The sequence below is a fragment of the Micromonospora deserti genome (genome assembly GCF_003236335.1).
Lineage (GTDB): Bacteria > Actinomycetota > Actinomycetes > Mycobacteriales > Micromonosporaceae > Micromonospora > Micromonospora deserti.
In genome coordinates this window covers 23,431-43,090 of sequence record NZ_POUB01000005.1, presented here as the reverse complement: position 1 = coordinate 43,090, position 19,660 = coordinate 23,431, and the positions used below count along the sequence as shown (strand labels likewise).

Here is a 19,660-nt window from a genome sequence, read left to right as displayed (position 1 = left end):
GGGTCGTCCGGATCGCCGAGCGCAGCGCTGGTCGCCGGCTCCGCGGCTGTCGGTCTCCACTGGACGGTTGAAGGGCGGGATTGAACGCTCAGATGCCACGAGGTCGCCTCTGTATCGCAATTCTGCAACTCGCATGCAGTTGCCGGTTGACACGGTGCAACATGAGCGCCACTCTGGCACAGCAATGGATGGGACGTCCAGAAGGAGACTTCGTGGCGAGTGATCAGGGCACCAACCAGAGCGTGGAGAAGGCCGCCGCCGTGCTGACCGCCTTCCTCGCCAGCCAGCCGGCACTGCGGGTGTCCGACGTGGCCCGTCACGCCGGGCTCGGACAGTCCACCGCGTCGCGCCTGCTGGCCACCCTGGAAGCCTGCGACCTGGTGCAACGCGACCAGGTCAGCGGCCTTTACCAGCTCGGGCCCGCGCTGATCACGATGGCCGGCGTCGCCCTCAACAGCCATCCGGTGCACCGCGAGGCCCGCCAGCGGGCCCAGAACCTCGCCGCGGAACTCGGCCTCGGCGCCAACGTCGCGATCCGCAGCGGCGCGTCGCTGTTCTACCTGTGCAACTTCGAAGGCACCCTCGCCCCACGGTCGTTCGTGCTGATCGGCCAACACAACCCGCTGCACGCCACCGGGCTCGGCAAGTGCCTGCTGATCGGCACCGACGCCGAACAGCGCCGGGCGCTCCTGCCCGAACTGCCCTCCTACACCCCGGCAACCATCACCGACCACGCCGCCCTCGACGCCGCCGTCGAGCAGGCCGCGCAGCGGCGCTACGCCACTGAGGTCGAGGAACTGGCCCTCGGGCGGGCCTGCGTCGCCTCGCCGATCCTCGACCACACCGGCACCGTCTGCGCCGCCCTGTCGGTCTCCGGCCCGCTGTCCGCGATCGCCCTGGACACGCGGGAGGCCGAGTTGGCCCGCATGGTCATCGAAGTCGCCGACGCGATCAGCACCGGCCTGGGCTACCTCGGCCGCCCGGCGGGCACCCACCCCGGTCGCTCGGCGACGGCGCGTTCGCCGTCCTGCTCATGCTGCCCGCCCTGGCGATGCTCGCCGCGATCGTCGTCTACCCGCTGGTCGCCTCCCTGGTCACGGCGTTCTTCGCGCAGAGCCTCGTCGAACCCGGCCGCACCTTCGTCGGCCTGGGCAACATCACCGAGCTGCTCGGCGGCGACTTCTGGCGGCTGCTGCGGCAAACCCTCGTCTTCACCGTCGGCGCCACCGTCGCGCCGTTCCTCGTCGGCCTCGCCCTGGCACTCGCGCTCAACACCCGTATCCGCGGCCGGGCCACCCTGCGCGGCCTGCTGCTCATCCCGTGGCTGGTGCCCAGCGTCGTGGTGTCCTTCCTCTGGATGTGGATCTTCAACGCCAACTACGGGCTGGCCAACGGAGCGCTGGAGGCGCTCGGGCTGATCGACGAACCGCGGGCCTGGCTCGCCAGCCCCGGCACCGCGATGGCCGCCGTCATCGTCGCCAAGACCTGGGCCAGCTTCCCGTGGATCCTGGTGATGCTCCTCGCCGGCCTGCAGACCGTCCCCGGCGAGCTGCACGAGGCCGCCGAAACCGACGGCGCCGGCGCGGTGCAGCGGTTCTTCGCCGTGACCCTGCCGCACCTGCGCGGCATTATCGGCATCGTCCTGCTGCTGGAACTGATCTGGAACTTCCAGCACTTCGACCTGATCTACGTGATGACCGGCGGTGGCCCGGCCGGCGCGACGGAGACCTTCGCCACCGCCGTCTACGAGACCGCCTTCCAGGGTTACGACCTCGGCCGCGCCGGCGCACTCGGCCTGCTGTGGATGCTGCTGCTGCTCGGCATGGTCGCGATCTACGTCCGCCGGTCGGAGCGGGAGGGACAGCTATGAGCAAGCGCTCCGCCAGGGACAGCCGCGGCTCCCGCGCCGCCGCCTGGGCCGCCGTCGCGGTCCTCGGCGGGTTCGGGCTGCTGCCGGTCTACTGGATGCTCGCCACCGCCCTCACCCCGGCCCAGCAGACCTTCCGCTACCCGCCGTCGCTGATCCCCACCGACCTGACCCTCGACAACTTCGCCAACCTCGCCGACGAGCCCGCGCTGGCCCGCTACCTGTTCAACAGCATCATCGTCTCGGTCATCACCGCCGTGCTGAGCGTCGTCGTCTCGGCCTACATGGGGTACGCGTTCAGCAAGTTCCGCTTCCGCGGGCGACGCAGCCTCATGTACTTCGTGCTGTCCTCGCAGATGTTCCCGCAGGCACTGCTCCTGGTCACCCTCTACGCCCTGTTCAGCGCCTACCGACTGCTCGACACCTACACCGCGCTGGTGCTGTCGTTCACCACCTTCACGCTGCCGCTGTGCGTCTGGATGCTCAAGGGCTTCTTCGACACCATCCCCGACTCGCTCGTCGAGGCCGCCCGCGTCGACGGCGCGTCCCGGCTGCGCACCATCCACTCGGTCATCCTGCCGCTGTCGGCGCCCGGCCTCGTCGCCGCCGGACTGTTCGCGTTCGTCCGCGGCTGGAACGATTTCATCTTCGCCCTCACCCTCGCCGGACGCGAGAAGACGACCCTGCCACCGGGGCTGGTCAACGCGTTCCTCGGCGAGGCCACCGCGCAATGGGCGGAGCTCATGGCCGCCTCACTGCTGGCGTCCCTGCCCGTGGTCGTCGCGTTCATCGCGCTCCAACGATTCCTGGTCGGCGGCATCACCGCCGGCGCCATCAAGGGATAACCCCACCCGTCCCGGAGGTCCACCCCATGAACAACAACCTTTCCCGCAGGGACCTGCTCCGCCTCGTCGGGCTCGGCGCCGGCGCCGGCGCCCTCGGTCTCGGCGGCGTCGCCGCCTGCGCGCCGAGCGCCGACGGCCCCACCACGGACACCGCCAAGTCCGCCACCGACTTCTCCTTCGCCTCCTGGAGCCTGGCGGACAACGCCTCGAAAGCCAAGATCGAAGAGCTGATGCGCGGGTACGGTGGCAAGGCCGGTGTCACCGTCAACGGCGTGCCGCTGGCCTACAACACCTACCTCAACCAGCTCACCCTCCAGGTGCGCGGCGGACAGTTCACCGGCGCCGCCCAGATGGACATCGCCTGGCTCGCCGGCCTGGCCGCCCTCGGCAAGCTGCGCGACCTCGGCGACGTGGCCAGGGACGCCGGCTACACCGAGGCCGCGCTCAGCTCCGGGCAGGTCGATGGCAAACAGGTCGGCCTGCCCTGGACCACGGCGGCGATCGGGCTGATCGCCAACCGCGAGCTGATGCAGAAGGCCGGTGTCACCACCGCCCCGGCCACCATCGCCGACTTCGAGACCGCGCTTCGCGCGCTGAAGAGCACCGGCGTCATCCCGTACGCCGCCTCCACCAAGGTCGCCCAGCTCAAGGACATCCTCATCTGGATGCAGACCTTCGGCAGCCCGCTGCTCGACGGCGACAAGGTGACCGTCGGCGACGACGCCAGCGTCGAGGCGGTCGCCTGGTACAAGAAGCTCTACGACGAGAAGCTGATCGCCCCGGACGTGGAGCGGGTCGACGCCCGCACCCTGTTCGCCCAGGGCAAGGCCGCCATCTACGACGACGCCATCGTCGGCCGGGACTTCGTCGTCAAGGGCTCCCCCGACACGTCCCTCGCCGACAAGCTCGACCCGATCGCCCGTCCCGTGAAGAACGCCGGCGACAAGCCCCGGGCCGTGCAGTGGGGCCACGCCGTCGTGGTGGTCGAGGGCGAGGGCGCCAACACCGCCAGCGACTTCGCCGGGTGGCTGACCTCGGACGAGCAGACCGTGCTCGGCTACTTCAAGGATCTGTCGCTGCCACCCACCACCAGTAAGGCGTTGGCGTCGGAGCAGGTGCGCACCGACCGGTTCACCGCGCAGTTCAGCGAGCGGATCACCGCCACCGCCACGCCGAACCCGTTCTGGAAGTACCCGCAGTACGCGCAGATGGAGACGGCCATCTCCGAGCAGGTGCAGGCCGTCCTGGTGGGCCGGGCCAAGCCCGCCGACGCCATGCGGGACGCCGGCCGGGCGGTGCAGGCGCTGATCACGTGACGGAACCGGGCACCCGGCTGGTGGTGGCGGTCGCCGACGCGACCGCCTCCACCAGCCGCGTATCCCCGTGGTCGTGCCCGGTCCACCGCAGCCCGTTGAAAGTGCCGCGCCGGTGGAGGATGCTGAGATGCATCCATGCTCGCCGATATAGGAGGGGACGGATGCGCCGCCTGCCGATTGTCGCCCTCGTCCTGGCCACCCTGCTGCTGGGCGTACCGCCCGCCGCCCGCGCGGCCACCGCCGACGCCGCGCCGGCGACCGCGGCGGCCCAGGTCCGCACGCCGGGCACCACCGTGGGCGTCGACCCCGTCACCGGTCGGCTGACCGTCACCGTCGACGACACCGTGACCGGCGCGGAGCTGGCGGCGCTGCGCGCGACGGCCGCCCGCGCCGGGGCGGTGCTGCGCCACCAACCCGGCCGGCTGCGCATCCTCATCGCCGGCGGGCAGGCCATCCACGGCAGCGGCGGTGGCCGTTGCTCACTGGGCGCCAACATGCGCAGCGGCAGCACCTACTACTTCGTCACCGCCGGGCACTGCACCGCCACCGCCTCGACCTGGTACGCCGACAGCGCGCGGACCACCGTGCTCGGCACCCGCACCGGCAGCAGCTTCCCCACCAACGACTACGGCCTGGTCCGCTACACCAGCGACGTCGCCCACCCCAGCGCGGTCTACACCTACCCCGGCATGGTCACCATCTCCGGCGCCGGCAGCGCGTACGTCGGCCAGGCGGTGTGCCGCAGCGGCGCCACCACCGGCGTGCGGTGCGGCACGGTGACCGCCCTCAACCAGACCGTCAACTACGCCCAGGGCAGCGTCTCCGGCCTGATCCGCACCAACATCTGCGCCGAACCCGGCGACAGCGGCGGTCCGCTGTACGTGGCCGCGACCGGCACGATCATCGGCATCCTCTCCGGCGGCAGCGGCACCTGCACCACCGGCGGCACCACCTTCTACCAGCCCATCCTGGAGGTGCTCGCCGCGTACGGCGTGGCGATCCCCTGAGCCCGCCCGGTGACCGGGTCCACGCCGCTCAGGCAGCCGGCCAGGGCGCCGCCGCGGCGGCGGACACGAAGGCCCGGGCGCGACGGCGCAGGGCGGGCCAGTCACCGGCGGCGACCTCGGTGGCGTTGACCAGCGCGCCGCCCGCTCCGACGGCCACCGCCCCGGCCGCCGCCCACCCGGGAAGCGACTCCGGGGTCACTCCCCCGGTCGGCGCCAGCGGCACGTCCGGCAGCGGCGCACGCAGTTCCCGCAGGTACGCCGGCCCGCCGAGGCTGGCGGGGAAGAGCTTGACGAGGCTGGCCCCGGACGACCACGCGACGTCGACCTCGGTGGGGGTGAAGGCGCCGCAGACCACCGGCAACCCCGCGACGGAGGCCTCGGCGAGCACTTCGACGCGGGTGGTCGGGGTGACCAGGAACTGCGCGCCGGCCGCGTGGGCGGCCCGTACGTCGGCGGGGGCACGGACGCTGCCGGCGCCGACCACGCACGACCCGGCCAGCTCGGCCCGCAGCGCGGCGACGGCGTCGAGCGCGTCCGGTGTGGTCAGCGTGACCTCCACCGCGGTCAGGCCTGCCTCGGCCAGTTCCCGGCCGGCCCGGACCACGGCGTCGGCGGCGGGCAGCCGGACGATCCCGATCACCCGGGCCCCACGCAGCACCGCCAGGCCGGCCGGCTGCCGTTCCGGCCGGGCCGGGATGGTCACGCCACCGCCTCCGGAACCGCGACCTGCGCCGGACCGAGGTAGCCGAGGCCGATGCTGATCGAGTCGGCCGCCTCGATCACCGCGCGGGCGAGCGCGGCCTCGCGGGCCGGCAGGTCGATCGCGGACAGCGGGCCGGACACCGACAGCGCGGCGACCACGACGCCGGAGCCGTCGCGGATCGGCGCGGCGACGCAGGCCCGGCCCAGCGCCAACTCCTCGACCTCGGTGGCGTAGCCGCGGGCGAGAGCGTTCGCGATCTCCTCGTCTAGCCTGTCGTGGATGGTGACCGTGCGGTGTGTGTAGGCGTGCAGCGCCGCCGCCGGCAGGAGTGCCCGCCGCTGCTCGCCGGTCAGGCCGGACAGCAGCGCCTTGCCCAGCCCGGTGGCGTGCAGCGGGTTGTACTGTCCGGCGAGGACGAACGGCCGCGGCGCCTGCCGGCCCTCGAAGTTGAGCAGGTAGAACAGGCGGTCACGACGGCGCACCGCGACGTTGACGCCGAGCCCCAGATCGGCGGCGAGGTCCTGGGCGGTCTGCCGCGCCTCGCGATGCACCGGGTGGCTGTTGAGCACCGCCCCGCCGAAGGAGATCATGTCGAGGCCGAGCCGGTAGAGCCCGCTGACCGGGTCCCGGTCGACGAAGCCCATGCTCTCCAGCGTGGCCAGCAGCCGCGACGTGGTGGACAGGCCAAGTTCGGTGGCCTTGGCCACGTCGGAGACCCGTAGTTCGGTCCGGCCGCCCGACAGTGCCCGCAGCACGGTCAGGGCCCGCTCGACACTCTGGTTACCGCTCGGTTCCGCCGCCATGCCAATCCTCTCTGGAAGTCCCTTGCGATATATGGCACCTTATTCTGCATGATGCACGTCGTCGATCATAGGCTGGGGCGGGGTGTGGTCATCGTGACCACGTACGGGCGGCACCCGTGAGACCGTCCGCGCCGGCCGCCGGCCTGGAAATCGTCGGGCTGGGCGAGGCCATGGTGCTGTTCCAGCCACCCCCTGGCGGGCTGCTCGCCGACACCCCGGCCGTGGAGGTCCATGTCGCCGGCGCCGAACTCAACCTCTGCACCGCCGCGGCCCGGCTCGGCGTGACCACCGGCTTCTGCAGCCGGGTCGGTGCCGACCCGCTCGGCAGCCGGGTGCTCACCGCGGCCCGGGCCGCCGGCGTGGACACCTCCCTGGTGACCGTCGACTCCCGACACCCGACCGGCCTGTTCCTCAAGGACGTCCAGCGCGACGGGCACCGGCGGGTCCACTACTACCGCACCGGCTCCGCCGCAGCGCACCTGGACCGGGCCGACGCCGCCCGGCTGCTCACCGCCCGGCCGCGACTGGTGGCCGTCTCCGGCATCACGCTCGCCCTCGGCCCCGGCCCTCGGGCCGCCGTGGAGTCCGTGCTGCGAGCGGCCCGGCAGGCCGGCATCACCGTGGCGTTCGACCCGAACCTGCGCCCCGCCCTCGGCGACGTCGACCAGCAGGCCGCCGGCGTCCGGGCGCTGCTGTCGTCCGTGGACGTCCTGCTGCTCGGCACCGACGAGGCGGGGCCGGTCCTCGGGGTGCGGGATCCGCGCGACGCCGACGAGGTCTTCGCCGCGGCCGCCGCCGCCGGCGTCGCGGAGACGGTGCTCAAGGCCGGCGCCGACGGCTGCTACCACGCCGGGCCGCACGGCGGCGCGGTGCACCAGCCGAGCGCGGCGACGACCGTGGTGGATCCGGTCGGTGCCGGCGACGCGTTCGCCGGCGGCTACCTGGCCGGCCGGCTGCGCGGCGCCCCGCCGGCCGGCGCGGCCACGCTGGGCGGCGCGCTGGCCGCCGGGGTGGTCGCCGCGCCCGGCGACACCGCGGGACTGCCCGATGCGTCCACGGCGGCCACGCTGCTGCGCGACGCGCTCGCACGGTAGGGCTTACCGCAGTGGTGCCGGGCGGGAGCGCCACCCCGGCACCACTGCGACTCACGCCTCCGGGCCGGCCTGGTCGGTCACGTCGGAGCCGGCACCGCCGGCGACGACGTCCTCGTCCGCGCCGCCGTACAACCGGTCGTCGCCCGGGCCACCGGCCACGACGTCCGGGCCGGCGCCGCCGAGCAGCACGTCGTCGCCCGGCCCGCCGGCCAGCCGGTCGGCGCCGTCACCGCCGCAGATCACGTCGTCGCCACCGCGGCCGGCGATCACGTCGTCACCGGCCCGGCCGACGATGACGTCGTCGCCCGCGGTCCCGACCAGCCGGTCGGCGCCGTCGGTGCCGACGACGGTCGCCGGCAGGCCCTGACACAGCGGCGCGGTGACCGTCACCGTCGTCTCCTGGGCGAAGTAGCCGTAGCCGTAGGAGACGGTGACGGTGTCGCCGAGCCGCGCGCCGATCGCCGCCAGGTCCAGCTCGGCGCGGTACGTCGTCGCGTTCGGACCGTCCTGCACCACGGCGAGGCGCCGCGGGATGCCGTCCTCGCCGACGCGGACCTGGACCTCGGCCCGGTCCAGTGCGGTGGGGTCGAAGTTGAGCGGCGCGGTGAGCCGAACCGCCGGGCGGGTTCCCTCGGGCACCCGGTCCACCACGGCGCCGGCGGCGTCGACGACCCGCACCTGCGTAACGTCGACCGCCCGCCAGGCCAGGGCCTCGTTCCAGGCGCTGTTGACGGTGACCCAGCCCTCGGAGTGGCCGATGTTGCCCACCTCCGGGTGGTACGGGTAGTGGCCGTTCTTCGGGCTGCCGTCGAGCACCCCACGGGAGCCCTGGAGCCGGCCGGCCCCGCCCTGGAACTCCGAGTACCAGCCGCGCTCCACCCCTTCGAAGCCCCACTGCTCCGTCGGGCCCCGGTACGAGGCGTGCCGCCCGGTGGGGTTGCGGCCGAAGATGTTGTCCACGTGGGCCACCGCGACCTGCCGCAGCCGGGCGGCGAGCGGGTCGTCGCCGAGCACCCGCGCGGCGGCCAGTGCCGGGGCGGCGAAGCCGGCCACGTTGCCCGTCTCGTTCGGATCGCTGGCCGAGCCGCCGCCGGTGAACGGCGGGATGGTCCACCGGTCGGCCGAGTACCGGCGGAAGTCCCACAGGTTGTCCGAGCGCTCCGCCACCACCTCGGCCCAGTCCCGGATGAACTCCCGGGTGCCCGACGGCGCCTGATCGGGGTGCTGCTCCAGCAGCCGGGCCAGGCCGGTCACGAGGTGGTACTCGCCCTGCCGCTGGCCCTTGGTGACCGTCGGGTCGGTGACGTCGAGGTGCTCGACCAGCCACGCGGCCTGGGCCCGGGCGGCCGCGAGGTACCGGTCGGCGTCGGCACGCCCCTCCCGCGTCGCCACCTCGTACATCATTACGTTCGGCCAGACCGAGTGGCCGGGGGGAAGCTCGCCCTTGCCGGAGCCGACCTGGGTGTAGACCTGCAGCAGGTCGGCCGTGTGCGGGGTGGTGTCGTACCAGGCGAAGCGGTCCTTGGCCGGGTCGTCCCAGATGCCGAAGAGGTAGTCGCGGGCCCGCTCGTAGACCTCGCGCGGGACGTACCGCGCCAGGTAGGGGTAGGCGTAGAGGAACGCGGCGAGCTGCTCCTTGAGCAGCGTGTGGTTGACCCGCCCGTCGAGGTACACCTCGACCGCCCAGTGGATCAGCCGGACGATCTCCGGGGTGTCCGCCGGCAGCTGCACCGGCAGCCCGACGTACCTCGCGTCGGGGTCGGTGATCTGCGCGAACGCCGACGGGTTGGCCAGGTACATGTCGACCAGGGCGGGCAGCTCGAACGACATCTGGTGCGAGTCGCGCCAGCCGACGCCGAGGTAGCAGTTCTGCGGGTCGGTGCCGCCGTGGACCATCCGGCTGAAGTCGCCGTAGTAGCACCGGACGTCGGTCATGAACTGCACCGCCCGGCGGTACGACACCCGCTCGATCCAGTCCGCGCCGACACCGAACGGGACGGATTCGCCGGTCCCGGCCGCGCCGTCGACCACCACCGTGTACGGCCCGGCGTCCGCCGGCTCGAAGCCGGTGAAGTCGCCGACCTGGCCGCGTACGGTGCCGGAGTGGCGGACGGTCCCGGCGGCGTCGACGACGCGGAACGGATCGCCGTCGGCGGCCCGCGGGGCGGTGAACCGCTTGGCCTGACCGAGGTTGTAGCCGCTCTGGTTGACCAGGACGGGCTGGTCGGCGTCGGGCTCGCCGGGCCCGGTCCACGAGCAGCCGGAGGCGGTGGTGGGGTGGCCGTCGGGTACGGCCGTCAGGCCGTGGACGGCGACGGCGGCGAACGACGCCCGCGCGTGGTAGACGCCGAGGCCGATGGTGCCGCCGGCGGTGGGTGAGTCGACGACCGCCACGCGCTGGGCGTCGACCTCCACCACCGAGATGCCGTTGGCCCGGCGGATGACCAGTTCGTGCCACTCCCCCTGGCGCAGCGGCGCGGGGCCGCGGCACACCGTCCTGGTCACCGGGCGGGATACCTGCACCCCGGACCAGCCGGCCAGCTGGGCGGCGAGGTTGTTCTGGGTGACGGCGTACGGCTCCTGAAAGTCGGTGAGCACGGAGACGGTGGGCGAGTCGGTGGTCGCCTCGACCCGGACGCGGGTGCGCAGTTCGTAGGCGTCGGGCAGGTCGACCGGGGTAACCGGTGCGATGTACCGGCCCGAGGGCTGGTTGCGGGTGTCGACCGAGACGTAGGGGAACTCGGCGGTCGTCGCCGTCCACTCGGTGAGCGCGCCGGTCAGCGCGCGCCACCGGGTGAGCCCGGCGGAGAAGTCGTCGGTGAACAGCTGCGGCCCGGGCGCGGTGCCGGACGGGGCGGCGGTCGCCCCCGGCCCCGGGCCCAGCGCCACGGTCGCCGTCAGCGTCGCGGTCAGGGCCGCCGCGGCCTGGCGGCGGGTACGTCTGGTCACAGAGGACCTCCTTGTCAGCTCCGTCGCGCGGACCGTGCACGATCGACGGTCTCGCCGCGGGTCCAGCTGGCGGTGGTTACGTTTCAGACCTAACCGGCTCGGATGAAAGATTCTGGGAGGTGGTTGCGCTATACGGGACCGTAATGCGGATGATGCACGTAGTCAATCAGTCTGGAACGGACCGAGCACCCTGGACGGGTACCGGTCTGGCGCCTGGTCCCGGCCGGCCCGGTGGCTGTGACGGGAAACCGGCCACCGACGCCTGATGTTCGGGGTCCGCCCGGACGCTCGTCGCACCGGCCGGCGCGAAGGGCCTGGCCAGGCATGGGGCCGCCGGTGTAGACAGGGTTTCTGATCATGGTGCGGCCGGTGTCCCGGGCCAGGGCCGGGACCGGCGAGCGGAGGTTGTCATGCAGGGTGAGCTGCAGCGCATCGTCGACGCCGTCGCCGCGCACACGGGCCGGCCGGCCCTGATCGAGGACCGGCGCCAGCGCGTCGTGGTCTACAGCGAACAGACCGGCCTCGTGGACGAGGTGCGCCGGGCGTCGATCCTGCGCCGGCAGACCACCCCCGAGGTGATGGCCTGGCTGCGCAACTTCGGCATCATGGACGCCCGCGAGCCGATCCGGATCCCGGCCCATCCGGAGCTCGACCTGCTGCCCCGGGTCTGCGTGCCCATCCGCCACCACGACCTGCTGCTGGGCTTCGTCTGGTTCATCGACGCCGACGGCACCCTGACAGACGTCGACATGGAGGCGACGGGGCTGCTGAAAGAGCTGTCCCTGGCGTTGTACCGGGAGAACCTGCTCGGCGAGCTGGCCGCCCAGCGGGAGACCGAAGCCGCCCGTACGCTGCTCGCCGACCGCCCGGAGACCCGCGACCAGGCGGTACGGGCGCTGCTGGAGGCTGGCATGATCGCCGGCGACGGGCCGAGCACGGCGCTCGTCGCGCATCTGGTCGCGCCGCGACACCAGGCACCCGACGAGGCCGCCCGGATCGCGCTGGAGCAGTCGCTGGTCGCCGCGCGACGCCGGATCGGCACCCGGGAGGCGCTGCACATGATCCGCCACGACCACGGCGTACTGCTGCTCTGCGCGGGGCAGGCCGCCGGGCGGCCCGCCCCGGAGGTCGCTGCGAAGCACCTCGACGACGCGCTGCAGCAGATGACCCGCTCCCTGGGCTCGGTCGTGCGGACCGTGGTGGGGATCGGCCGGACCCGGCCACGACTTGTCAACGCCGTCGCCTCGTACGCCGAGGCGCTGCACGCCGCCCGGATCGGCGCCCAGCTGCCGGCGCTCGGGCCGGTGGTGACCTGGTCGGGCCTGGGTATCTACCGGGTGCTGTCCCGGCTGAACGACCATCGCCTCGACGTCGCCGACGTGCATCCGGGGCTGGCGCGGCTGCTGCCCACCCCGACCCACCAGGCGCTGCTGGCCACCCTGGAGCGCTACCTCGACCTGGCCGGCAACGCCCACGCCACCGCCGCCGAGCTGCGGCTGCACCGCACCACGCTTTACTACCGGCTGCAGCGGATCGAGGAACTCGCCGGTACCGACCTGAAGGACGGCAACGAGCGCCTCTGCCTGCACCTGGCGCTGAAACTGGCCCGGCTGGAGGGCCGTTACCGGCCGGACGGCTGACCGCCGCGGCTCTCGGCTGCGACAGACGTAGCAACCGGTGCCGGAGATCTTCGACAGGTGGCCGATGACCGGGCGGCCGAGCGGTTCGTAGGTTCGGCGGAACCGCCGGGGACTCCCAGGTCGGGGCGGGTTCACGGACTGAGGGGGTGGATGTCATGGCCTGGCGGTGGATCGGGCGCTTCGCCGTGCCCGCCCTCGTCGCGGCGGTGTTCGCCGCCCCGCTGTGGTTCATGGTGGTCGGTTCCCTGCGCCCCGCCGGCCTGCCGCCGCCCCGGACGCTGGAGGTCCTGCCGGCGGCGCCGACGCTGGCCGCGTACCGGCGGCTGCCCGAGCTGATGCCGCTCTTCACCTATCTGGCGAACTCCGCCCTGGTCGTCGCGCTGGCCGTGCCGGTGACCGTGCTGGTCGCCTCGCTGACCGGGTTCGGGCTGCGGCTGCTCACCCCGCCCGCCCGGCGGCGGATGATCCTCGGCCTGCTGGCGCTGCTGCTGGTGCCGGTCACCGCGGTATGGGCCACCCGCTTCGAGCTGTTCCGCCTGGCCGGCGCGGTCGACACGTACGTGCCGCTGCTGGCCCCGGCCCTCCTCGCGGTCAGCCCGTTCCTGGTGCTGCTCTACGCCTGGAGCTTCGGCGGCGTGCCGGACAGCCAGCTGGAGGCGGCCCGGTTGGAGGGCGCCGGGTGGCTGACCGTGTGGCGCCGGCTGGCGCTGCCGCAGGTGCGCCCGGCGACCCTGGCGGTGGCCGTGCTGGCCTTCACCTTCCACTGGTCCAACTTCATCGACCCGCTGCTGTACCTGCACAGCGGCGACCGCTACACCTACCCGCTGGGGCTGCGGTTCCTGCTGCTGCTCAACCCCACGGACTGGCCGCTGCTGATGGCCGGCTGCGTGATCGCGACCGCCCCGTGCGTGGTGGTGTTCCTGCTGGCCCAGCGGATCCTGCTGAACGACAGTCCGCTGTCGGCGCTGAGATACGGAGGACCCGGATGAACCGGTGGTGGCGACGGGGTTGCGCCGGGCTGCTCGCCGCCGCCCTGCTGGTCGGGGCGGGCGCCGGCTGCGACGCCGCCGGGCAGGACCGGCCGGGCATCACGGTGATGCTGTTCGGCGACGCCGAGGAGATCACCGGCTACCGCGCCCTGATCGACGCCTTCGAGGAGGCCAACTCCGACGCCGAGGTCACCCTCTCCCCCGTCGCCACCCAGGACGAGCTGATGGCCCGGTTGACGTCGTCGTTCGCCGGCGGCCGGCCACCGGACGTATTCCTGATCAACTACCGCCGCTACGGCCAGTTCGCCGCGCAGCGGGCGATCGAGCCGGTGCAGTCCTACCTGGACGCGAGCACCGTGCTCAAGGAGAGCGACTTCAGCCCGCGCGCCCTCGACGCGTTCCGCTTCGACGGCACGGCACTGGCCTGCCTGCCGCAGAACCTGTCCTCCCTGGTCGTCTACTACAACGCCGACCTGTTCCGCGCGGCCGGCGTACCGCTGCCGCAGGCCGGGTGGGACTGGAACGATTTTCTCGCCGCGGCCCGTGGGCTGACCGGCGACGGCCGGTACGGGCTGGGCGTGGAGCCGTCGATCGCCCGGCTCGCGCCGTTCGTCTGGTCCAACCGGGGCGAGCTGGTCGACGACCCGACCCGACCCACGACGCTGACCCTGCGCGGCGACCCGGCCACCCGGCGGGCCGTCGACTGGTTCCTGGACCTGCAACTGCGACACCACGTGGTGCCGCCCGACGCCGAGGAACAGAGCGAGTCCAGCGAGGCCCGGTTCCTGCGCGGCACCCTCGGCATGTACCTGAGCAGCCGGGTCGCCGTGCCCACCCTGCGGACCATCGACGGCTTCACCTGGGACGCGGCGCCACTACCGGTGGCGCCCGGCGGCGTACCGGCGTCGATCCTGCACAGCGACGCCTACTGCATGAGCGCCGGCCTGCCCGACCACAGCGAGGCGTGGCGGTTCATCGAGTTCGCGATGGGCGTCACCGGCCAGCAGACCCTCGCCCGGTCCGGGCGCACCGTACCGTCCCGGCTGGACGTCGCCACCTCCCCGGCCTTCCTCGACCCCGCCCAGCCGCCGCGCTCGTCGCGGGTGTTCCTCGACGCCGAGCCGCACCTGCGGGCCACCCCGCGCACCGCCACCTGGGCGCGGGTCGAACGGGAGGCGGACACCCTGCTCACGGAGGTGTTCTACGGCCGGGTCGACCGCGCGGCGGGGCTGGCGAACCTGGAGGAGAAGCTGCGGCCGCTGTTCGCCGCACCGGTGGGGACCGGCCCGTGAGCGACGCCCGGGGAGTCATCCGGCTGGAGTCCCTGACCAAGGCGTACGGGCGGGTCACCGCCCTCGACGGCGTCGACCTGGAGGTACGCGCCGGCGAGATGGTGACCCTGGTCGGCCCGTCGGGCTCGGGCAAGTCGACCGTCCTGCGGCTGATCGCCGGGCTGGACCGGCCCGACCACGGTCGGGTGTGGGTCGACGGCCAGGACGTCGCGACGGTGCCGCCGCACCGGCGGGCGGTGGCGATGGTTTTCCAGGACTACGCCCTCTACCCGCACCTGACCGTACGCGGGAACCTGCTCTTCGGCCTCCAGGTCCGCCGGGTGCGCCGCGCCGAGGCGGATCGGCGGGCCCGGGCCGCCGCCGAACGCCTCGGCATCGCCGACCTGCTCGACCGGTACCCCGACCAGATGTCCGGCGGGCAGCGCCAGCGGGTCGCCCTGGCCAGGGCGCTGCTCCGCGAACCCAGCGTCTACCTGCTCGACGAACCGCTGGCCAGCCTGGACGCGCCACTGCGGTTCGCCACCCGGGCCGATCTGCTCGCGCTGCACCGCGAGCTGCGCACCACCACCATCCACGTCACGCACGACCAGCAGGAGGCGATGACCCTCGGCGACCGGGTGGTCGTCCTGGCCGGTGGGCGGGTGCGGCAGGTCGGCCCGCCGCAGCAGGTGTACGACGAGCCGGCCGACACGTTCGTGGCCGGGTTCCTGGGCAGCCCGCCGATGAACCTGGTGCCCGGCGGCGGGCTGCTCGGCGGCGACGCCGGCGCGACTCTCGGCGTACGCCCCGAGGACCTGGCGCTCGACGGCGCCGCGCCGGTCGAGGTGACGTTGGAGGCGGTGGAGGCGCTCGGCAGCGAGGCCGTGCTGCTGACCCGGGCCGACGACGGCACCCGGCTGACCGTCCGCACCGGACCACGCCCCGGCGTGGGGCCGGGCGAGCGGGTGCGGCTGCGGGTCGACCCGGCCCGGGTGCACCGGTTCGACACCGCCACCGGGCTGCGCCGATGAGCCGGCGCCCGCTTACCGCGTGGGCGTTCCTCGCCCCGTACGCCGTGGCGGTCGCGCTGCTGATCCTGGTCCCGGCGCTGCTGAACGTCGGCTACGCCGGCACCGACCACACCGGCCTGACCCGGGACCCGCGGTTCGTCGGTCTGGCCAACGTCCGCCGGCTGCTCGACGACAGTTTCCTGGTCGACAGCCTCCAGGCGTCGCTGTTCCACGTCGCGCTGGCCGTACCGGTGCGGCTGGTGGCGGCGGTGGGGCTCGGGCTGCTGCTCGCCGCGCCGCGGCCCGGCGGCCGCTGGTTCCGCACCGCCGTCTACCTGCCCACGGTGATCCCGGACGTGGCGCTGGCGGTGCTGTTCCTGTGGGTGCTCAACCCGCTGTACGGGCCGCTGAACCAGCTCCTCGGGCTCGTCGGCCACCCGGGGTTCACCTGGCTGGCCGACCCGACCACCGCGCGGGTGGGCGTGGTGCTGATGCTGGCGTTCCCGATCGGCGAGGGGTTCGTGGTGGTGCTCGCCGCCCGCCGGATGTTGAACGGCCGGCTGTACGAGGCGGCGGCGCTGGAGGGGTGCGGGCCGGTCGGCCAGCTGCGCCGGCTCACCCTGCCGCTGCTCGCCCCGGTGCTGGTGCTGCTCGCCGTCCGGGACACCATCCTCACGTTGCAGGTCAACTTCGTGCCGGCGTACGTGCTCACCGACGGCCGGCCGGCCAACGCGACGCTCTACCTGCCCGTCTACATCTTCGACCAGGTCTTCGAGTTCTCCGGGTTCGCCTACGGCTCGCTCATCACGATCCTGCTGATGCTGGTCACCGCCGCCGTGATCACCGTCCAGCTGGTGATGGTGCGGCGCTGGCGGGTGCTGCGCTGACCGTGGCATCCTGCTGCGGTGAAGCTCCGGGTGACCGCTCTCCTCGTCGCGTTTCCGCTCCTCGTGGCCTGCGGCGGGACGGACTCGCCCGCCGGCGGCGGACCGGGCCGGGACATGCTGGCGAACCTGCCCAGCTGCGACCGGGTGCCGCTGGACACCGACCCGGAGGTCCGCGCGGACGTGCCGGGCCTAGCCCTGCCCGACGGGGCGCGGGTGACCTCGGTGGTCGAGCAGGGCGCGTTGACCACGGTCGTGGCCACCGTCCGGATGTCGCCGCTGGACGTCCGCGCCCACTACGAGCAGCGCACCGACATCGACCTGCTGCGCGTCGAGGACGAGATATTCGAGACCGAGGTGCTGGCCCGGGCGCAGGACCGCCGGATGTACCTGCGCGCCGGCGCGCTCTGTGCGGACGGCACCAGCCTCACCGCGATGGTGGGGCCCGACTCCGACGACGCCGGCCTGCCGGAATTCCGCAGCGGCTAGCAGCCCGAGGGCCGCCGCGGCCGGGGCGACGACGGCGCGGAAGACGCGGGGCGCCTCGGTCCCCGTGGTCCCCGAAGGCGTGCGCTCCGAGTGCTGGAGCGGGGCCGCCTCGACAGGTGTCCTAACCTGGCGGCCCGAATCCCAACAGATGCTCAGTGACGCCGACCGGCCCGCTGTCTAGCGTGCGCACAGGAGACCGCTTTCCCCCGGTCACCCCCGCATGTGGACAGGGAGACACCGCATGAACCTCACGCTCATCCGAAGTCGCCGCGGCCTGGCGACAGCGTCCCTGGCGCTGCTCGCCGCGGTCGCCCTGGCGGCCTCGTCGGCACCGCAGCCCAGCCAGCGGTCGCTGGCCACGAAGACGCCCACCGGCCCGATGGAACTGCCCGACGAGTGGATGACCGCCCAGCGGATGAGTGACGGCAGCACCGAGCTGTCCGCCGCCAGGTACGCGGCGGCGCGCGGCGAGGCCAACCGGCTCGCCGCGCACACCCGCACCGTCTACCGTCCGCTGGCCGAGCGGGACTGGAGCTTCTTCGGCCCCGCCAACATCGGCGGCCGGGTGGTCGACATCGCGGTCGACCCCCAGGTGCCCGACCAGGTCTTCATCGCCGCCGCCTCCGGGGGTGTGTGGAAGTCCAGCGACGCCGGCGCCCGGTTCGAGCCGGCGTGGCCCGACGACTGGAGCCAGGCCATGGGCTCGGTCGCCATGACCAGCGAGGGTGTCCTCTTCGCCGGCACCGGCGAGGCGCAACCGGGCGGCGGTTCCATCACCTTCGGCGGGGACGGCGTCTACCGCTCCACCGACCGGGGTGCCACCTGGCAGCAGGTCGGCCTGGCGGGCAGCCACGCCATCGGCCGCCTCGCCATCGACCCGCGCAACGAGGACCGGATCTTCGCCGCCGCCACCGGCAACCTCTTCGTGCCCGGCGGTGAGCGCGGCGTCTACCTCTCCGACAACGGCGGGGACAGCTGGCGTCGGGTGCTCGCCCCGCCGAACGGCACCACCGGCGCGACCGAGGTCGTCATCGACCCGAGCAACCCCGACCGGGTGTACGCGGCGATGTGGGACCACCTGCGTGAGCCGAACCAGCGCACCTACGGCGGCCCCGGCTCCAGCCTGTGGCGCTCAGACGACGGCGGCGGGACGTGGCAGCGGATGACCAACGGCCTGCCCACCGACGCCGACCAGGGCCGCTGGGGGCTGGCGGTCGCGCCGGACAACCCGCAACGGCTGTACGCGTACGTCGGCACGGCCCTCGGCCCGTTCCGCGCCTTCTACCGTTCCGACGACGGCGGCGACACGTGGACCCAGACGCCGGTCACCGCCGGCCAGGCGTCGCAGTCCACGTTCAGCTGGTGGTTCGGCAAGCTCTTCGTCGACCCGGACGACCAGAACACCGTGTTCCTCACCGGGGTCAACCTGATGCGCTCGACCAACGGCGCCCAGAGCTTCTCCGCCGTCGGCGGCGTGCACGCCGACCAGCACGTGCTGCGCTGGGACCCGAAGGTGCCCAACCGGGTCTACCTGGGCAACGACGGCGGCTTCTACCGCTCAGAGACCGACGGCGCGAGCGGCTGGGTGAAATCCACCCACGAGCCGTACACCCAGTTCTACACCGTCGACGTGGCCGAGACCGACCCGGTGCTGAAGGTGGGCGGCGCACAGGACAACGGCTGCAACCGCGGCTACAACGGCGTGGGCGGCCCGTGGAACGCCATCGGCTGCGGTGACGGCCTCCAGGTCATCATCCACCCGCAGAACCCAAGCATCGTCTTCGGGTGCAGCCAGTACGGCTCCTGCTACCGGTCGGAGAACTCCGGCGGCACCCCGCGGCAGAGCATCGGGGCCGGCCAGACCACCTCGCAGCGGCGCAACTGGCAGACGCCGCTGCAGTTCGATCCGAGCGACCCGAACGTCATGTACTACGCCGGGAACATCGTCAACCGGTCGACCGACAACGGCCGCACCTGGACGGCGATCAGCCCGGACCTCACCGGCGGCGGCCCCAACGACCCGGTCGGCTACCCGTGGGGCACGATCACCGCGATCGCCGCGGCCCCCACCGACGGCGACACGCTGTACGTCGGCACCGACGACGGGAAGCTGTGGTGGACCCACGACCTCGGACGGAGCTGGAACGAGGTCGACCCGGCGCAGCTGCCAGGCACCTGGGTGACCCGGGTGGCGGTGCACCCGTCGGACGCCGACATCGCGTACGCCACGTTCTCCGGCTTCCGGTCCGGCAGCGACCGGCCGCACGTGATGATGACCCGCGACGGCGGCCGCACCTGGACCGACATCGGCCGGGGGCTGCCGGACGCGCCGGTGAACTCGGTGGTCCCCACCTCGGACGGGCTGCTGCTCGTCGGCACCGACGTCGGCGTGTTCATGTCGGGGTGGAACGGCGGTGAGTGGGCCGCACTCGGCGCCGGCCTGCCGCAGGCGGCGGTGATGTACCTGCGGTACCACGAGCCGTCGCGGCAGCTCACCGCGGCCACGTTCGGCCGGGGCGTCCACGACATCACCGTCCCGCGGTGCCCGGCGGCATCGACGAAGCTGCCGCTGAAGGACACCGGGGTCGGCGTGGTCGGGGCGCTCTCCTCCTGCGGCGCGGCGTGACCGGACGGTAGGTCGACGCGGGGGTGTGCCGGGCGCGGGCCCGGCACACCCCCAGATTCTCCGGCAGGTGCGGTGTGTCGCCGGGGGCTCCGAGATGACCGGCTGGCATACCGTGCTGCCGTGGCGGCGCTGAGACTCGAACTCATGACCGAAAAGCAGTACGTGCG

16 protein-coding genes and 1 pseudogene are annotated in these 19,660 nt (G+C 73.2%); 13 read left to right on the top strand and 4 right to left on the bottom strand.

Going from position 1 to position 19,660, the window contains the following annotated elements; translation table 11 throughout:
* Positions 1 to 92 precede the first annotated feature (92 nt).
* From C1I99_RS01455 to C1I99_RS01440, 4 genes and pseudogenes are all read left to right on the top strand, one after another.
* Positions 93 to 899, top strand: a pseudogene (locus tag C1I99_RS01455) (IclR family transcriptional regulator); the annotation flags it as partial.
* Between the two features lie 134 nt (positions 900 to 1,033).
* Positions 1,034 to 1,870 (top strand): carbohydrate ABC transporter permease, encoded by an 837-nt coding sequence (locus C1I99_RS01450; RefSeq protein ID WP_111132325.1) that lies wholly within the window; start codon positions 1,034 to 1,036, stop codon positions 1,868 to 1,870.
* A complete protein-coding gene (locus C1I99_RS01445; protein ID WP_111132324.1) occupies positions 1,867 to 2,712 on the top strand; it encodes a carbohydrate ABC transporter permease in 846 nt (281 codons plus the stop codon). Before C1I99_RS01450 ends, C1I99_RS01445 begins: the two co-directional genes overlap by 4 nt.
* 26 nt (positions 2,713 to 2,738) lie before the next feature.
* A complete protein-coding gene (locus tag C1I99_RS01440; protein ID WP_111132323.1) occupies positions 2,739 to 4,028 on the top strand; it encodes a type 2 periplasmic-binding domain-containing protein in 1,290 nt (429 codons plus the stop codon).
* Here C1I99_RS01440 and C1I99_RS32530 read toward each other — a convergent pair.
* Positions 4,021 to 4,161 carry a hypothetical protein gene (locus C1I99_RS32530; RefSeq protein WP_158553904.1) on the bottom strand — a complete coding sequence of 47 codons (141 nt, stop codon included), beginning with the start codon at positions 4,159 to 4,161 and terminating at the stop codon, positions 4,021 to 4,023. The two genes, C1I99_RS01440 and C1I99_RS32530, sit on opposite strands and share 8 nt — an antisense overlap.
* A gap of 28 nt (positions 4,162 to 4,189) precedes the next feature.
* On the opposite strand from C1I99_RS32530, the gene C1I99_RS01435 reads away from it, so the two are divergent.
* Complete coding sequence (locus C1I99_RS01435) at positions 4,190 to 5,035, top strand: S1 family peptidase (protein ID WP_111132322.1); 846 nt, start codon at positions 4,190 to 4,192, stop codon at positions 5,033 to 5,035.
* Between the two features lie 28 nt (positions 5,036 to 5,063).
* Here C1I99_RS01435 and C1I99_RS01430 read toward each other — a convergent pair whose 3' ends face one another.
* Together C1I99_RS01430 and C1I99_RS01425 are read right to left on the bottom strand one after the other, a co-directional pair.
* Positions 5,064 to 5,738, bottom strand: coding sequence for a bifunctional 4-hydroxy-2-oxoglutarate aldolase/2-dehydro-3-deoxy-phosphogluconate aldolase (locus C1I99_RS01430; RefSeq protein ID WP_199561876.1), 675 nt, complete (start codon positions 5,736 to 5,738; stop codon positions 5,064 to 5,066).
* The gene (locus tag C1I99_RS01425; RefSeq protein ID WP_111132321.1) at positions 5,735 to 6,541 is read right to left on the bottom strand and encodes an IclR family transcriptional regulator; all 807 of its coding nucleotides are present in this window, start codon (positions 6,539 to 6,541) and stop codon (positions 5,735 to 5,737) included. Before C1I99_RS01425 ends, C1I99_RS01430 begins: the two co-directional genes overlap by 4 nt.
* 116 nt (positions 6,542 to 6,657) lie before the next feature.
* On the opposite strand from C1I99_RS01425, the gene C1I99_RS01420 reads away from it, so the two are divergent.
* The gene (locus tag C1I99_RS01420; RefSeq protein ID WP_111132320.1) at positions 6,658 to 7,635 is read left to right on the top strand and encodes a sugar kinase; all 978 of its coding nucleotides are present in this window, start codon (positions 6,658 to 6,660) and stop codon (positions 7,633 to 7,635) included.
* Positions 7,636 to 7,686: 51 nt separating this feature from the next.
* On the opposite strand, the gene C1I99_RS33085 is transcribed toward C1I99_RS01420, so the two are convergent.
* A complete protein-coding gene (locus C1I99_RS33085) occupies positions 7,687 to 10,584 on the bottom strand; it encodes a hypothetical protein (protein ID WP_199561875.1) in 2,898 nt (965 codons plus the stop codon).
* A gap of 410 nt (positions 10,585 to 10,994) precedes the next feature.
* Between C1I99_RS33085 and C1I99_RS01410 the strand changes: the two genes are divergently transcribed.
* From C1I99_RS01410 to C1I99_RS01380, 7 genes are all read left to right on the top strand, one after another.
* Positions 10,995 to 12,224: a PucR family transcriptional regulator gene (locus tag C1I99_RS01410; RefSeq protein ID WP_111132319.1), complete on the top strand. Its 1,230-nt coding sequence runs from the start codon at positions 10,995 to 10,997 to the stop codon at positions 12,222 to 12,224.
* Positions 12,225 to 12,379: 155 nt separating this feature from the next.
* Positions 12,380 to 13,213: a carbohydrate ABC transporter permease gene (locus C1I99_RS01405; RefSeq protein WP_111132318.1), complete on the top strand. Its 834-nt coding sequence runs from the start codon at positions 12,380 to 12,382 to the stop codon at positions 13,211 to 13,213.
* Entirely contained in the window at positions 13,210 to 14,505 is a 1,296-nt protein-coding gene (locus tag C1I99_RS01400) for an ABC transporter substrate-binding protein (RefSeq protein WP_111132317.1), read from the top strand. The genes C1I99_RS01405 and C1I99_RS01400 overlap by 4 nt, the downstream gene beginning before the upstream one ends.
* Positions 14,502 to 15,515, top strand: a complete 1,014-nt coding sequence (locus tag C1I99_RS01395; RefSeq protein ID WP_111132316.1) for an ABC transporter ATP-binding protein — start codon at positions 14,502 to 14,504, stop codon at positions 15,513 to 15,515. Before C1I99_RS01400 ends, C1I99_RS01395 begins: the two co-directional genes overlap by 4 nt.
* Positions 15,512 to 16,381, top strand: a complete 870-nt coding sequence (locus tag C1I99_RS01390) for a carbohydrate ABC transporter permease (protein ID WP_111132315.1) — start codon at positions 15,512 to 15,514, stop codon at positions 16,379 to 16,381. The genes C1I99_RS01395 and C1I99_RS01390 overlap by 4 nt, the downstream gene beginning before the upstream one ends.
* A gap of 18 nt (positions 16,382 to 16,399) precedes the next feature.
* Positions 16,400 to 16,867, top strand: a complete 468-nt coding sequence (locus C1I99_RS01385; RefSeq protein ID WP_111132314.1) for a hypothetical protein — start codon at positions 16,400 to 16,402, stop codon at positions 16,865 to 16,867.
* Positions 16,868 to 17,108: 241 nt separating this feature from the next.
* The gene (locus C1I99_RS01380) at positions 17,109 to 19,493 is read left to right on the top strand and encodes a WD40/YVTN/BNR-like repeat-containing protein (protein ID WP_111132313.1); all 2,385 of its coding nucleotides are present in this window, start codon (positions 17,109 to 17,111) and stop codon (positions 19,491 to 19,493) included.
* The last annotated feature ends 167 nt before the right edge of the window (positions 19,494 to 19,660 follow it).